Here is a 14,075-nt window from a genome sequence, read left to right as displayed (position 1 = left end):
CTGAGCTATCCGGGCAACGGGGCGCATTAAACCGTAAAGGCCTGTAAGCGTCAACGACTTTCATAAAAAAAAGCCGGAAAAGATGCTGTTTGCTTGCTTTTCACGCAATACAGGCGAAACCAATCTTATCAGGTTAATGCGCCGGCAGTCCGGCACTGCGCCAGCCGAAGTATATCTTCGGCGAGGCGCCGGGCGGTATCGACATCATCCTGGCGGCGGCTTACCAACAGGCGGCTCAGGCAGCCTTCCAGCACCAGTTCCATTTGCTCGGCCACCATAGTCGGATCGTCTACTTCCAGTTGTGCCAGTAGCTGGCGGGTGTAGTTTTGCGCCGCGCGTTTTTGCATCGTCGCTAACTGATGGATAGGATGCTCGCTGTCCGGGTAAACGCTACAGGCCGCAATGAACAGGCAGCCGGGATAGCGCTGTTTGCTGACGCATCCGGTTAGCGTTTCGTAGCGCGCCAGTAGCTTCTGTTGCGCAGTGAGCGTGTTATCGTTAATTAACCGGCGGCGCCAGGCGTCAATTTGCTGACTGTGGTGGCGTAGCGCATCGTACAGGAGCGCTTCGCTGTCCGGCCAGTAGCGCGTCAGCGTTTGGGGTGCGCAGTTGGCTGCGGCGGCAACGATTTCCAGCGTGGTCTTTGCCAGCCCTTCTTTCTCAAGGAGTTGCAGCGCCACCTCTAAGATATCTTCGCGTAGCACAATCTCTTCCTTCATCATATTCAGCACGTCTTTCGGGTCAAAGTGTTGTTTACCGCAGGTGATTGCGCAAATGCGCGCTGAATGCCCCGGCGTTCATAAATCCCGTCACCCGTGCCTGCGATTGCTCTGTGCCGTTACGGTCATAAAATAAAATCGTTGGCAGGCCCAGCACGCGCAGGTGTTTTAACAGCGCGGCATCCTCCGGGCCGTTAGCCGTTACGTCGGCCTGGAGTAACACTGTGTCTCCCAGCGCTTGCCGCACCGCCTGTGCGCTGAAGGTGTACTTTTCGAACTCTTTACAGGCGATGCACCAGTCGGCGTACAGGTCGAGCATGACGGGCTTTCCCTTTGCGTTTGCCAGCGCCTGCTCAAGTTCCGCTACGTTGCCGATGCGCGTAAAATTCAGGTGTGACTGCTTTAGCGCTGCCGGCGCGCCAAATGCCCAGTCCTGTAACGGGCGGGCGCAAACCAGCGCTGCGCCGAGCAGTAAAATTTGCGCTATGCGCACTGTGCGGCGCGGGCTGCCGAGGCTGACAATAAATGCCCAGCCGAAAAATGCGACGCTTAGCGCACTCCACATTCTCAGCCCCCAGGTTTCACCCAGCACGCGTTCCAGCAGGAATACCGGCAGCGCCAGGATCACAAAGCCGAATGCGATTTTCACGTTCTCCATCCACGGCCCGCTTTTTGGCAACAGCCTGTTGCCAAAGACAGTAATCAGGATAAGCGGCAACCCCATACCTAATGCATAAAGATACAGTGTGCCGCCGCCCAGTCCTAAATTCCCACTTTGAGCAATGTAAAGAAGAATGGCGCTCAGCGGCGCGGTGGTACAGGGAGAGCAAATTAACCCGGAAATGGCTCCCATCGCGAACACGCCGCCAGCAGAACCGCCCTGCTGGTGATTGCTTATCTGCGTAAGGCGCGTTTGCAGCGAAGAAGGAAGTTGAAGCGTAAATAGCCCAAACATTGACAGCGCCAGCAGAATAAAAAGCAGCGACAGACCAGCCAGTACATAGGGATGCTGTAGCGCGGCCTGGAACTGTAGCCCGGCTGCGGCTACAACCAGGCCAAGCGCAGTATAGGTAAGCGCCATGCCCTGTACGTAAATAAAGGCAAGCAGCAGCGCTCGGGCAGTGGACAGCCGTCTGCGGCCGCCAAGAACGATACTGGAAATTAGCGGATACATCGGCAGTACGCACGGCGTGAAAGCGACGCCGATACCGATAAGCAACGCCCAAAACGCGGAGAAGGGAAGCGTCGCCGTGGCAACTGGCGCGGCGTGTGGGGGATTTACTGGCGTGCTTTCGCTGTTGTGCGCAGAGGCGCTGGCATCGGCGTGTGAGCCTGGCGCGTTTGCCCCGGCGCGCCCGGTTTGCGCGGCTATAACACTCAACGGTACGGTTTTGGTTTCCGGCGGATAGCAGAAGCCCGCTTTGGCGCAACCCTGATAGGTGACGCGCACGTTAGCGCCTGCGTCGGCGCTCAGTAGCCGCAGCGTCAGGCCCGGCGATTGGGTGTAAATTTCGCTTTTACCGTAAAACTCGTCCTCATGCCATTCGCCTGCGGGTAGCGTAAAGTCAGCAAGCGTTGCCCCAATGGGGTCAATATTAATCTGTTGACGATATAGGTAATACCCCGGTTTGATCTGCCATTTCAGCGTGAGTTGCTCTCCTCGCTGTTGAAAATCAAATGCAAATGCCTGGTCAACCGGAACAAACAGGCTTTCTCCCGGGCGGTCAAACAACCCGGCGAACGCCGGAGTGGTGAACAACAGAAAAATTAACGTAAAGACGCGTAGAGCCATGAGAGGTATTCACTATTTCCTTGAATGACGGGAAGCGCCAGCAGTTCCGGCGTTTGATACGGATGGTTCGCTTTCAGATAAGCCAGAAGCCTGTCAAGATTATCTTTGTCTGTTTTGATAATCATCTGCACTTCATATTCCTGCTCCAGTTTGCCCTCCCAGTAATACATTGAAGTGGCGCCAGAGAGCAGCGTGGCGCAGGCGGCAAGCTTTTCTCTGAGGATCTGCGAAGCCAGCTCCTGGGCCGTAGGTTCATCAGGCGCGGTACAAAGCACGACAACAGCATCAGGTGTAGCCATCGCGAATCTCCATATCAGCTTATTTCGTGCGCTGACTATATCACGAGCATCCGAAGTACGGCGAAACGATGATGTAAACGCGGGTAACCTGAACGCCTTCTTCTTTGAGGGGGAGGGGAGAATAACAATCTTTGGTCCGAAACATCAGGAAAATGAATTATAAAAATCAAAGTATTGCTTTCTTGCTGATGGTTGCGAAGAGGACAAAACCGCGTTTTGCCCTCTGAGTTTGCTGACAAAACCTATCCTGTCGCAAACAGGATGGATGAAACACAACAAAAAAAGGAAAATCAACGCATTGATTTTCGCCTGCTTACCACAAAGAAGAAAAAACCCCGTTTTTTCCTTCATTGACAACACGCTGAGAGGACAAAACCGCGTTTTGTCCTCTTTGTCACCCTATCCTCTTTTGTAGGGGAGGCGGATTAAATCAGGATACCGCCAACGATAAAGCCGAAAATAACGCTCAGGGCAATAGCTATGACGCCCGGAATCAGGAAGGAGTGGTTAAACACATACTTGCCGATGCGCGTAGAACCGGTATCGTCCATCTCTACCGCTGCTAACAGTGTTGGGTAGGTTGGCAGCACGAACAGGGCGGAAACGGCGGCGAATGACGCCACGGCGGTAAGCGGCGTTACGCCAAGCATCAGTGCGGCAGGCATCAGCGCTTTAGCGGTAGCGGCCTGAGAGTAGAGTAATGTAGCAGCAAAAAACAGCACGACCGCCAGCAACCAGGGGTAGTTATGCAGCAGATCGCCCGCCACGGCCTGGATGTCGCTGATGTGGTGCTTAACGAAGGTGTCGCCCAGCCAGGCCACGCCGAGTACGCACACGCAGGCGCTCATGCCGGATTTAAACGTTGGCGCATTAAGAATTTCACCGGTATCAGCCTTACAGGTCAGGCAGATAAGCGTAGCGATAGTCAGCATGAATACGACGATTGCTTCATTACGCGGCAGCACCGGATTGGTGATAAGGCCAACGGTATCGCTGATGGCGGTGGCATAGAACATCACCGCCACTATTCCGACCAGGAAAAGTAATACCGCCCGGCGCGCGTGGGGCTTGATTTCAAATTTGCGAGAGCCGCGCAGGGTGACTTCGCCTTTTGCCAGACGCTCCTGATAAACCGGGTCGTCTTTCAGCTCGCAGCCGAGAAAGTTACACACTGCGGCCGTCAACAGGATGGCGATGAGCGTTGTTGGTATGCAGATAGCCAGCAGCGTCAGGTAACTTACGCCCAGCGGCTCCAGAATGCCGGCGAAAAACACCACGGCCGCAGAGATTGGCGAGGCGGTAATCGCAATTTGCGAGGCCACCACCGCAATCGATAGTGGGCGTGACGGACGGATGCCCTGCTCTTTCGCCACTTCCGTAATGACCGGCATGGTGGAAAACGCGGTATGGCCGGTACCGGCCAAAATGGTCATAAACCAGGTGACCAGCGGTGCGATAAACGTGATGTATTTGGGATGACGACGCAGCAGGCGTTCGGCAAGGCTTACCAGGTAATCCATACCGCCTGCAACCTGCATGGCGGCGATGGCGGCAATGACCGCCATGATTATCTCAATGACGTCGAAGGGGATAGCGCCGGGGGGGATTTGAAAAAACAGCGTCAACGCCAGTACGCCCAGGCCGCCGGCAAAACCAATACCGATACCCCCCAGGCGAGCCCCAAGGTAGATCGCCAACAGAACGACGACGAGTTCTGCACCAAACATAATGAACGTCCTTAAAATTTAATAGGTTGAAAATAAAATGTTGAAGTTTCGTATCCGCAGTAAATAAAAAAGGCACGTCACTTTGGACGTGCCCTGGCGTTATTCGGTATGTCGTTTACTGTTCGCTTTCATCGGTATAACGTTTTGCTTTGTAGGCAGGATGGCGTAGGTTATCAACAGAGAATATATCATCCAGCTCGGTCTCAGTTAGCAGGCCGCGCTCAAGCACCACTTCACGCACGCTCTTGCCGGTTTCGGCGCAAATTTTTCCCACGATATCGCCGTTATGGTGACCAATAAACGGATTCAGATAGGTAACGATACCGATAGAATTATACACATAACCTTCACACACTTCTTTGTTTGCCGTAATGCCGTTCACGGTTTTTTCCAGCAAATTGTAGCAGGCGTTGGTCAGGATATGGATAGATTCAAATAGCGCCTGGCCGATAACCGGCTCCATGACGTTCAACTGTAACTGTCCCGCTTCGGAGGCCATCGTTACCGTGGCGTCGTTGCCGATAACTTTAAAGCAGACCTGGTTAACCACTTCCGGCACGACCGGATTGACTTTGGCGGGCATGATGGATGAACCTGCCTGCAGTTCCGGCAGGTTAATTTCATTCAGGCCAGCGCGCGGGCCGGAAGAGAGCAGGCGCAGGTCGTTGCAAATTTTGGAGAGCTTGACCGCCAGGCGTTTGAGCGAGCTGTGGACCATAACGTAAGCGCCGCAGTCGGAGGTGGCTTCAATCAGATCTTCTGCCGGCACCACCGGTAAGTTACTTACCTCCGCCAGCTTCTGAACCGCCAACTGCTGATAGCCATCCGGGGTGTTCAGGCGGGTGCCGATAGCGGTAGCGCCGAGGTTAACCTCAAGCAGGAGTTCAGCGGTGCGTAACAGGTTTTTAGTTTCTTCGTTAAGTAATACGCGAAATGCATGGAATTCCTGGCCCAGGGTCATCGGCACGGCATCCTGTAACTGCGTGCGGCCCATCTTCAGGATGTTATCGAACGCCTGCGCCTTGCGGCCAAATCCTTCTCCCAACTGCCCAATGGCATCGACAAGCTTAACAATAGAGGCATAGACCGCGATGCGAAAACCGGTTGGGTAAGCATCGTTGGTGGATTGACATTTGTTTACATGGTCGTTTGGATTGAGGTATTGATATTCGCCTTTCTGATGGCCCATGATCTCCAGACCGATATTTGCCAGCACTTCATTGGTGTTCATATTTACAGAGGTGCCGGCGCCGCCCTGATAGACATCGACCGGGAACTGATCCATACATTTGCCGTTATTCAGCACTTCGTCACAGGCGCAGATAATGGCGTCAGCCACGCTGCGGGGAATGGTTTGCAGCTCACGGTTTGCCAGAGCGGCGGCCTTTTTAACCATGACCATGCCGCGCACAAATTCAGGGATATCGCTGATCTTGCTGTTACTGATATAGAAGTTTTCAATCGCTCTCAGAGTATGGATGCCATAGTAAGCGTCCGCCGGTACTTCCCGGGTACCCAACAAATCTTCTTCGATACGAATGTTATTTAGCATGTGAACCTTCTCATTGAAAGCTGCCGAAAATAATACCAGTACGCACAAAGTATATGTGGTTGTGCGGCGATTGGACCGAGGATTATCCCCATGACTGGCCCGTTTTTCACGATCATATTCTGTTGGCGCTGAAAAGCAGTAATCTGGATCACTTATTTTCCCGGTCGCCTTATCAGCGTTACTGATATGTGATACGTATCACTGAGCATGAAAGTAATATTAATGTTTTACTGCGTCAGGACTTGATTTCAGGTTAATGCGCCACCACTACCCGAACATGCTGTAATGCAAACTGATATTTTTTGCGGTCGCCGCGCGGCCGCCCCGATGACCTGGAGCTGCTGGTGCGCTGGATTCCTCTTCTTACAATTTTTCTCTATGTCTACATAGAGATTTCAATCTTTATACAGGTAGCGCATGTGTTAGGCGTGTTGCTGACGCTTATCCTGGCGATCTTCACCTCGATTCTGGGCATGTCGCTGGTGCGTAACCAGGGGCTGCGCAACTTTATTCAGATGCAGCGTAAGATTGAGGCGGGTGAAAGCCCGGCTAACGAGATGGTGAAAAGCATTTCGATTGTTATCGCCGGCGTGCTGCTGCTTTTGCCCGGTTTTTTCACCGACTTTATCGGGCTGCTGTTTTTACTGCCCCCGGTTCAAAAGCTGCTAACGCTGCGTCTGCTTCCTCATTTGCGCTTTACTATCCGCACGCCTGGCGGTTTTAGCAACGACCGCGGGAATACCTTTGACGGGGAATTTCAGCGCAAAGACGATGGGCCGAACCGGCTTAACGATAGCGATCGTGACGATCGCTAAAAAAAATGAAAAATTTTTCGTTATCCCCCTTGAAGCGAGAAATATACAACCCCATAACTCCCGTCACCTGTCGGGCGCATAACGCGCCCGCTGTGACCAACACTACTGATACGGACTTTCTCATAGGAGAGCTATCAATGAAAATTCGTCCATTGCATGATCGCGTGATCGTCAAGCGTAAAGAAATCGAATCCAAATCTGCTGGCGGCATCGTTCTGACTGGCTCTGCTGCGGGCAAATCTACTCGTGGCGAAGTGCTGGCCGTTGGCAATGGCCGCATCCTTGAAAATGGCGAAGTGAAGCCGCTGGACGTAAAAGTTGGCGACGTCGTTATTTTCAACGATGGCTACGGCGTTAAAGCAGAGAAGATCGACAACGAAGAAGTGCTGATCATGTCTGAAACTGACATCCTGGCGATTGTCGAAGCGTAATTTCACGCGCGAATACACTGAACATACGAATTTAAGGGAAAGAAATCATGGCAGCTAAAGACGTAAAATTCGGTAACGACGCCCGTGTAAAAATGCTGCGCGGCGTTAATGTACTGGCAGATGCAGTAAAAGTGACCCTGGGTCCGAAAGGCCGTAACGTAGTGCTGGACAAATCCTTCGGCGCACCGAGCATTACCAAAGATGGCGTATCCGTAGCGCGTGAAATCGAACTGGAAGATAAGTTCGAAAACATGGGCGCGCAGATGGTGAAAGAAGTGGCTTCCAAAGCGAACGACGCGGCGGGCGACGGCACCACTACTGCAACGGTGCTGGCGCAGGCTATCGTAAACGAAGGCCTGAAGGCCGTCGCTGCGGGCATGAACCCGATGGATCTCAAGCGTGGTATTGATAAAGCCGTTATCGCCGCTGTTGAAGAGTTGAAAGCGTTGTCTGTACCGTGCTCTGATTCTAAAGCTATCGCTCAGGTCGGCACTATCTCTGCAAACTCCGATGAAACCGTAGGTAAACTCATCGCTGAAGCGATGGAGAAAGTTGGTAAAGAAGGCGTTATCACGGTAGAAGAAGGCACCGGCCTGCAGGATGAACTGGACGTGGTTGAAGGCATGCAGTTTGACCGCGGTTATCTGTCCCCTTACTTCATTAACAAGGCAGAAACCGGCGCCGTTGAGCTGGAAAGCCCGTTTATTTTGCTGGCGGATAAGAAGATCTCCAATATTCGTGAACTGCTGCCGCTGCTGGAAGCCGTTGCGAAAGCCGGTAAGCCGCTTTTGATCGTGGCTGAAGATGTGGAAGGCGAAGCGCTGGCGACGCTGGTTGTGAACACCATGCGCGGTATCGTTAAAGTGGCTGCGGTAAAAGCGCCGGGCTTCGGCGACCGTCGTAAAGCCATGCTCCAGGATATCGCTATCCTGACCGGTGGTACCGTTATCTCTGAAGAGATCGGTATGGAGCTTGAGAAAGCGACGCTCGAAGATCTGGGCCAGGCCAAGCGCGTTGTTATCAACAAAGACACCACCACTATCATCGACGGCGTGGGTGAAGAAGCGGCAATTCAGGGGCGCGTAACGCAGATTCGTCAGCAAATTGAAGAAGCGACCTCTGATTACGATCGTGAAAAACTGCAGGAGCGCGTAGCGAAACTGGCTGGCGGCGTTGCCGTTATCAAAGTAGGCGCCGCAACTGAAGTTGAAATGAAAGAGAAGAAAGCCCGCGTTGAAGACGCGCTGCATGCAACCCGCGCTGCGGTGGAAGAAGGCGTTGTTGCCGGCGGCGGCGTGGCGCTGGTGCGCGTGGCGGCCAAGATTGCCAGCCTGACCGGCCAGAACGAAGACCAGAACGTGGGTATCAAAGTTGCGCTGCGCGCAATGGAAGCGCCTCTGCGTCAGATTGTTTCTAACGCCGGTGAAGAGCCGTCTGTAATTGCAAACAACGTGAAAGCAGGCGAAGGCAACTACGGCTACAACGCTGCGACTGAAGAATACGGCAATATGATCGACTTTGGTATTCTGGATCCGACCAAAGTGACCCGTTCTGCGCTGCAGTATGCTTCTTCCGTTGCGGGGCTGATGATCACTACCGAGTGCATGGTGACCGACCTGCCGAAAGATGATAAAGCCGACTTAGGCGCTGCTGGCGGTATGGGCGGCATGGGTGGCATGGGCGGCATGATGTAGTGCGACGAGAGTCGCATTCCTCTGCGTAACTAACTGAATAAATTGAGAATTTACCTCTCTAACAGTTAACTTACGCGCCCTTGGTGAGCGGGGCTTGCCCCGCTCCCAAAACCCTTTAGCGTAGCATAAGGTGGAGTCGCTTCGGCGGCGGAATACGCACCCGTAGTTTGGGTTACCTTTCAGCAATGAACTGTGACGCGTTCATTGTCTTCACTCTGTCATCTGCGGCAGTTTACTCTGCGCGGAGTGCCCAGCAGGGCAGGCGTCGGTGACTCCAAAATCGACGTTACATCCTTAACGATTATGGCGCGGTTTGCCATACATCATCACTTCATCCTTTCATGGATTCATGAACAGGACGGGATCGTTTTGCTCGCGATCTTCACAAGAGGAATGCAGCGTAAGCTGTACGGGTGATTGTTCTGTTGCTTTTTCTTGAGCAGAAACAGCAAAGAAGAACCCATTGTTCAGCCAACGGTGAGGCTAATCCATATGATCCGGTTGACGAGTTGTACTTCGAACAGCGGCAGGTTAAGCGCTGGAAAGAAGGTAAAATGCAGCGAGGAAAACTGAGATTAATTTGGGAGCGACAGGGTCATCGATGTCCGATCTGCCACCAGATATTCAGAGATAATGATGATTGGGATATCCATCACATTATCAGACGAGTAGACGGCGGTGGTGATGAAATCGATAACTTAATGATGTTGCATCCTAACTGTCATCGGTTGGTGCACAATAATTGATAGTAAATAGGATGTTTATTATGATGAGTATTCAACCCTTTACGGGAAATTCAAGGAGGTGTATTTTGACCAAACTTTTGAATTTCCCCAAATTGCACTTGGCGTAGGCGCGCTGAGGCTTGGTCGAGAGGGGAGAATACGAGAGCTAGCAGGAAAAGGTTGCCCAAAGGGCTGGCAAAGAAGAGAGTGATTCAAATCTTAGCTCAATCCTTTACCTTGAGCGCCTACCCAAGGTTAGACTGTGATGGAGTTGGAGTAAGACCAAGATAGCGTATTCCCCGCGCGTGCGGGGACTAGCGTGAATGCAAAATCTTCGCTCCGCTCTCACCTCTATCAACATAGGATAGTTGTTAGATTCATCATATAGACTCGCGTTACTGGCACTAGCTAACTCTAACGTTGTCGGCCCAAACAGTAGTGCGGGCTTATAAAGGCTTGAGCCGTATGCGGGGAAACTTGTATGTACGGTTCTTAGGGGGCGGCGGCGCAGTAATGCGCTGCTGCTACCCAACATCATTGCCCGAATCCCCCCTCCCCTGGGGGGATTGCGCAAACCCGAGGTCTTGCCTGGCTTTGACCGTTAAGTTTGTGAAGGAAGCCGTAACGCGTAGCGCTGCGGCTTCTTTTTTTACCACGTAGTATTGTTTCTTCCCGGGGCCGCCGGCACAACGTTGCGCGCTATCGCTATTAGCGCATTTGATTTTTCCAGGGGCGGGGGAGAGCGCAGGTTGCAGCCTCAGTTATGCCGCCAGATACCGTTTGCCTGACTGAACCCGGGCTGTCAGCGGACTCGCTTTTCAGTCTGTAAACCATTCGCGCTAACGTCAAACGCAGCAGATTAAACGTCAGCCTCCACCACGGCGATTTTCCAGCGCTATCCGTACCGCACGTACTTTTTTGCCTGCGCATATCCGTTACGCACGCGGTATGCTTTACCTGCGGCGCATTTTCCTCATGTCTGGCGCTGCGCCGTACGTATGTATAATTGTACGGTGTAGCATGGTATAAGGTCGTATCGTCTGGGCAAAGTTTGTGATTAAGAGGAATAACATGCACGTTAAACTTTCAGCAGGAATGGTTGCTGCAGCGCTGCTGCTGGCAGGATGTAGCAGCAGCAACTCGCTGACGGCAGCAGGCAAGAACGTTCGCTTTGTTGAAGAACAGCCGGGTAAAGCGTGTACCCTGCTGGGGCAGGCTGTTGGCGAGCAAAGCAACTGGTTCTCCGGGCCGAATGGCGAAATGGGAGGATCAATGCGTGGGGCGGCAAATGCGTTGCGTAATCAGGCCGCTGCGATGGGAGGCAATGTTATCTATAACGTTAACAGCCCGTCGCAAAACTTGCTTTCAAGCTTTGTGCCGACCGCCAGCAAAATGACGGGTCAGGTATACCGCTGTGCAAAATGATTTCGTTAAAATGCCGTGCATTGCCGCACGGCATTTTTTCTGCCTTAGTTCATCAAGCCGTAATGAGCTGTTGCTCATTCAGCCCCATACTGGCGCAGCCTACTAAAGTGATGGAGCACTCATCGTTAAAGGAGATGTACATATCGTCGCCTTTTACGGTAGCGTACTGCCACAAGCTGTTATCATCCTCGATTAGCGAGTTACCCATAAATACCAGCTTATCGTCGGCGCCGAACTCGTAAATAGTATCGTGGCCGAAGCTTTCGCCGGTAACCATGACAATATCGCTACCGCCGCCGGTATAGATGACGTCGTCGCCCTGGCCTGCGGCGAAGACCTCGTCACCTGTAGTGCCGATAAGCGTATCATCGCCTTCGTAGCCGAACAGGAAGCCGCTTTGTCCGGCCGCCGGTTTGGCAGCGGTGACCAGCGAGTCGCTATTAAGGCTTGCCTCTGACGTGGCGTCCCAGGCTTTAAAGCCCGTTTTGCCTGCGTAAGTAAAGGCTATGCCGCTATCCGTCACGGAGCCGTTAATCTCATGCCAGCCCAGGCCAAAAAGGCCGGTGTAGCCGCCTTTAATTTGTTCGACGCTGTTAAGCACAGAGACGTTACCGTCTTTGTCGCGTGCCCAGATATCGCCGTGGCTGTCCTGAGTCCATGACCAGAAGTCGAACTGCGCCTGCGTATCGAAGGTATCCGTGCCTTCCCCGCCGCTGATAAAGTTAAAGCCGCCTTTGTCGCGGAAGGTGTCATTGCCGGCGTTGCCTTCCAGGTAATCAATACCCTTACCGCCCTGGATTAAATCGTCGTGTTCGCTGCCGAGAATAAATGTAGGCCCGGTATGTTTCTCAGCGTATCGATTAAGATCCTGTACCCACGTAGACCCTCTTGTGGTATCCGACAGGGCCGAGACGACAATAGTGGAATCCTGATTCGTGTAATTGTAGAACTCAGAGTCCACAATGCGTGGGATAAGATCCTGATAGAGGAAAGGCAGGTGTGAGAGCCACGAGGGTATATTTAATATCGAAGCGGGCAGAACGTTCCACACATCTGAGGCGTAATAATCGTTAAAGTTAACGATATTATCGGTAGAGGATTCATGCGGCGCATCATGGGTAAACAGGGAAGAGAATTCCAGATCTGAACCGTTTAACACCCTGAATACCGGATCGTTCTCAAAGCCAATATTCAGTACTTTTCCGCCTTCTTCATACTGCGTGGGCGAAGCGTAGGCGACGTAGTTAGCCTGTGAGTAAAACCCACCCCACAGGCTGTCGCTCTGCGAGGCCAGGCTATTTACCGCCAGCCCCCCCAGGCTGTGACCGCTAACGACAACTTTGTCGTCCGTTAAACCGTTCTTATTGGCAAATTCCGCCACTTTCCCTAATAAATTACCGAAAGCTTTTATCGCATAGGTGTCAGAAAATTCGGCGGGGCAGATACCGGCCTGAAGGTCGTTGATAATATCCCCGACTAAATCAGATACCAGCACTTCACGCGGACCGCTGCTTCCGCGAAAAGCCACGCCGATTTGCGTCAGATTGCCCGCATCGTCATATTTACCCAGAATTTCTACCTGAGCCGTTCTGTAGCCGTCTGTTTCGCCATAAAATGTGCCGCGAAAGTCGGTTCTTCCGAAATAGCCCAGCTCCTCTGCGCTAATAGTAAACCAGCCTGCGTCGGTTGACTATTTGTTGGGCTTTAGCCTCTGAGTCGGGGTTCCACGGAATCCCGGGGATACCGCCCTGTGATTCCGTATTGCCAAACAATGCCGTAAGCAGCGTCAGCGGCAGCCCCAACCCAAACCCGGTATGTTGATAGCCGTTTGCAAAACCATCATCGAGATTATGGTAGGCATACATAGCTATTGCCAGCGCATCCTTAACCACTTCTCCTGATGCGTTGTTGTCTAATCCTGATAAGTTGAATATAGCCAAAATCTTTCCTTATATTAACTGGTTAATTCAAGAAATAATTGATGTGAGTTAAGTGCCTACTTAAAACAACGCTTATTACATGTATTAACACCTCCTGTTTAAGTCCTTATTTATTCGTATTCGTTTTTTTATTATTAAGCCATTTTTTTGCCAGACTCTTACGTATGAATTACGAGTGGGAATGCCTGAAAAAGCGAAAAGCATCATGCTCGTATAGCCGATTCGCCTGGAGATTTTCTCCTGGCGATAAAAGGGGAATGCTGAAATACCCTCCTGATGCGTCGTTATCAGAGATTATATTCAGTAAGCATAAAAGGGTATTGTTCGTATTGTAGATAGATGGCATCCCTTTCTTTAATTACCGGCTTCTGCAATGCCTGTATATGGCACAGATGCGTTATGTGTGACCCGCTAAAGAAGTGGTAAATATTAATCAGCGTTATTATTCTGTAGGCCCCTGGTGAGAGAGAATCAATGCCGGATTGCGTTCTTATTAATATTAAATAACAAGTCAGTAACGTCCGTGAGTATGGCATATTTAGCTCCTGGATAGGCTTTCTCTTTATGACTAAAGAAAATGCCTCAGCGCAGATAAGTTAGCCTGATATTAGCCTGTCAGGCGTTATTATGTTTGAATTTGTAAGCGATTGACGCTCGTCATTTTTTTAGTAATACTGCCGAATTTTTTATTATTCCATGTAATTGGTTTTTGTGTTTTAGCCGTTCACTTGCTGTCATGCACAAGGACCCGACAGGAGCGCTAACTTACTTGGTGTGAAACTTATTTTCGCGTTTCAAGAAATATAACGTAATAAAGCGCAAAGGGTGAAACTCAGAAGTGTTAATTTTTTCATAAAGTAAAAAATGATTATATATAGTGCGATCTTTTACGCTCACAGCTAAGCCGGGGAAGGAAAATAATAAATGCAATTATCTGATGTAAAAGTTATTAGTCG

The 14,075-nt window shown here is 51.6% G+C and carries 12 protein-coding genes; 5 read left to right on the top strand and 7 right to left on the bottom strand.

Annotated elements, in window-relative coordinates:
* Positions 1 to 128 precede the first annotated feature (128 nt).
* From JJB97_RS11975 to aspA, 5 genes are all read right to left on the bottom strand, one after another.
* Positions 129 to 704, bottom strand: a complete 576-nt coding sequence (locus tag JJB97_RS11975) for a transcriptional regulator (protein WP_451923535.1) — start codon at positions 702 to 704, stop codon at positions 129 to 131.
* 49 nt (positions 705 to 753) lie between these two features.
* A complete protein-coding gene (locus JJB97_RS11970; RefSeq protein WP_238714232.1) occupies positions 754 to 2,511 on the bottom strand; it encodes a protein-disulfide reductase DsbD in 1,758 nt (585 codons plus the stop codon).
* Complete coding sequence (cutA, locus tag JJB97_RS11965) at positions 2,487 to 2,810, bottom strand: divalent cation tolerance protein CutA (RefSeq protein ID WP_238714231.1); 324 nt, start codon at positions 2,808 to 2,810, stop codon at positions 2,487 to 2,489. The genes JJB97_RS11970 and cutA overlap by 25 nt, the downstream gene beginning before the upstream one ends.
* A gap of 425 nt (positions 2,811 to 3,235) precedes the next feature.
* The gene (locus tag JJB97_RS11960) at positions 3,236 to 4,537 is read right to left on the bottom strand and encodes an anaerobic C4-dicarboxylate transporter (protein WP_238714230.1); all 1,302 of its coding nucleotides are present in this window, start codon (positions 4,535 to 4,537) and stop codon (positions 3,236 to 3,238) included.
* 115 nt (positions 4,538 to 4,652) lie between these two features.
* On the bottom strand, positions 4,653 to 6,089 hold the full coding sequence (aspA, locus tag JJB97_RS11955) for an aspartate ammonia-lyase (RefSeq protein ID WP_238714229.1): 1,437 nt from the start codon (positions 6,087 to 6,089) through the stop codon (positions 4,653 to 4,655).
* A gap of 344 nt (positions 6,090 to 6,433) precedes the next feature.
* Here aspA and JJB97_RS11950 point away from each other — a divergent pair, with 344 nt between their 5' ends.
* The 5 genes from JJB97_RS11950 to JJB97_RS11930 all read left to right on the top strand — a co-directional run bounded on the left by JJB97_RS11950 (position 6,434) and on the right by JJB97_RS11930 (position 11,179).
* Complete coding sequence (locus tag JJB97_RS11950; protein ID WP_238714228.1) at positions 6,434 to 6,904, top strand: FxsA family protein; 471 nt, start codon at positions 6,434 to 6,436, stop codon at positions 6,902 to 6,904.
* 137 nt (positions 6,905 to 7,041) lie between these two features.
* On the top strand, positions 7,042 to 7,335 hold the full coding sequence (locus tag JJB97_RS11945; RefSeq protein ID WP_238714227.1) for a co-chaperone GroES: 294 nt from the start codon (positions 7,042 to 7,044) through the stop codon (positions 7,333 to 7,335).
* Between the two features lie 47 nt (positions 7,336 to 7,382).
* Positions 7,383 to 9,029 carry a chaperonin GroEL gene (gene groL, locus JJB97_RS11940; RefSeq protein ID WP_238714226.1) on the top strand — a complete coding sequence of 549 codons (1,647 nt, stop codon included), beginning with the start codon at positions 7,383 to 7,385 and terminating at the stop codon, positions 9,027 to 9,029.
* 413 nt (positions 9,030 to 9,442) lie between these two features.
* On the top strand, positions 9,443 to 9,775 hold the full coding sequence (locus JJB97_RS11935) for an HNH endonuclease (protein ID WP_238714225.1): 333 nt from the start codon (positions 9,443 to 9,445) through the stop codon (positions 9,773 to 9,775).
* 1,050 nt (positions 9,776 to 10,825) lie between these two features.
* Complete coding sequence (locus JJB97_RS11930; protein WP_238714224.1) at positions 10,826 to 11,179, top strand: DUF4156 domain-containing protein; 354 nt, start codon at positions 10,826 to 10,828, stop codon at positions 11,177 to 11,179.
* A 52-nt stretch (positions 11,180 to 11,231) separates the two neighbouring features.
* Here the strand turns inward: JJB97_RS11930 and JJB97_RS18635 are convergent, their stop codons facing one another.
* Together JJB97_RS18635 and JJB97_RS11920 are read right to left on the bottom strand one after the other, a co-directional pair.
* Entirely contained in the window at positions 11,232 to 12,830 is a 1,599-nt protein-coding gene (locus JJB97_RS18635; protein ID WP_451923534.1) for a polyurethane esterase, read from the bottom strand.
* 10 nt (positions 12,831 to 12,840) lie between these two features.
* Positions 12,841 to 13,119: a hypothetical protein gene (locus JJB97_RS11920; protein ID WP_238714222.1), complete on the bottom strand. Its 279-nt coding sequence runs from the start codon at positions 13,117 to 13,119 to the stop codon at positions 12,841 to 12,843.
* Positions 13,120 to 14,075 lie beyond the last annotated feature (956 nt).

Source organism: Tenebrionibacter intestinalis (assembly GCF_016632365.1).
Lineage (GTDB): Bacteria > Pseudomonadota > Gammaproteobacteria > Enterobacterales > Enterobacteriaceae > Tenebrionibacter > Tenebrionibacter intestinalis.
Note: the sequence above shows the minus strand (reverse complement) of the source record. Positions and strands in the feature narration are given on the sequence as shown.

Bases quoted from the DNA above. Each gene is read 5' to 3' on its own strand.
- JJB97_RS11970 (WP_238714232.1), bottom strand. From the start codon at position 2,511: ATGGCTCTACGCGTCTTTACGTTAATTTTTCTGTTGTTCACCACTCCG.
- cutA (WP_238714231.1), bottom strand. From the start codon at position 2,810: ATGGCTACACCTGATGCTGTTGTCGTGCTTTGTACCGCGCCTGATGAA.
- JJB97_RS11960 (WP_238714230.1), bottom strand. From the start codon at position 4,537: ATGTTTGGTGCAGAACTCGTCGTCGTTCTGTTGGCGATCTACCTTGGG.
- aspA (WP_238714229.1), bottom strand. From the start codon at position 6,089: ATGCTAAATAACATTCGTATCGAAGAAGATTTGTTGGGTACCCGGGAA.
- JJB97_RS11945 (WP_238714227.1), top strand. From the start codon at position 7,042: ATGAAAATTCGTCCATTGCATGATCGCGTGATCGTCAAGCGTAAAGAA.
- groL (WP_238714226.1), top strand. From the start codon at position 7,383: ATGGCAGCTAAAGACGTAAAATTCGGTAACGACGCCCGTGTAAAAATG.
- JJB97_RS11930 (WP_238714224.1), top strand. From the start codon at position 10,826: ATGCACGTTAAACTTTCAGCAGGAATGGTTGCTGCAGCGCTGCTGCTG.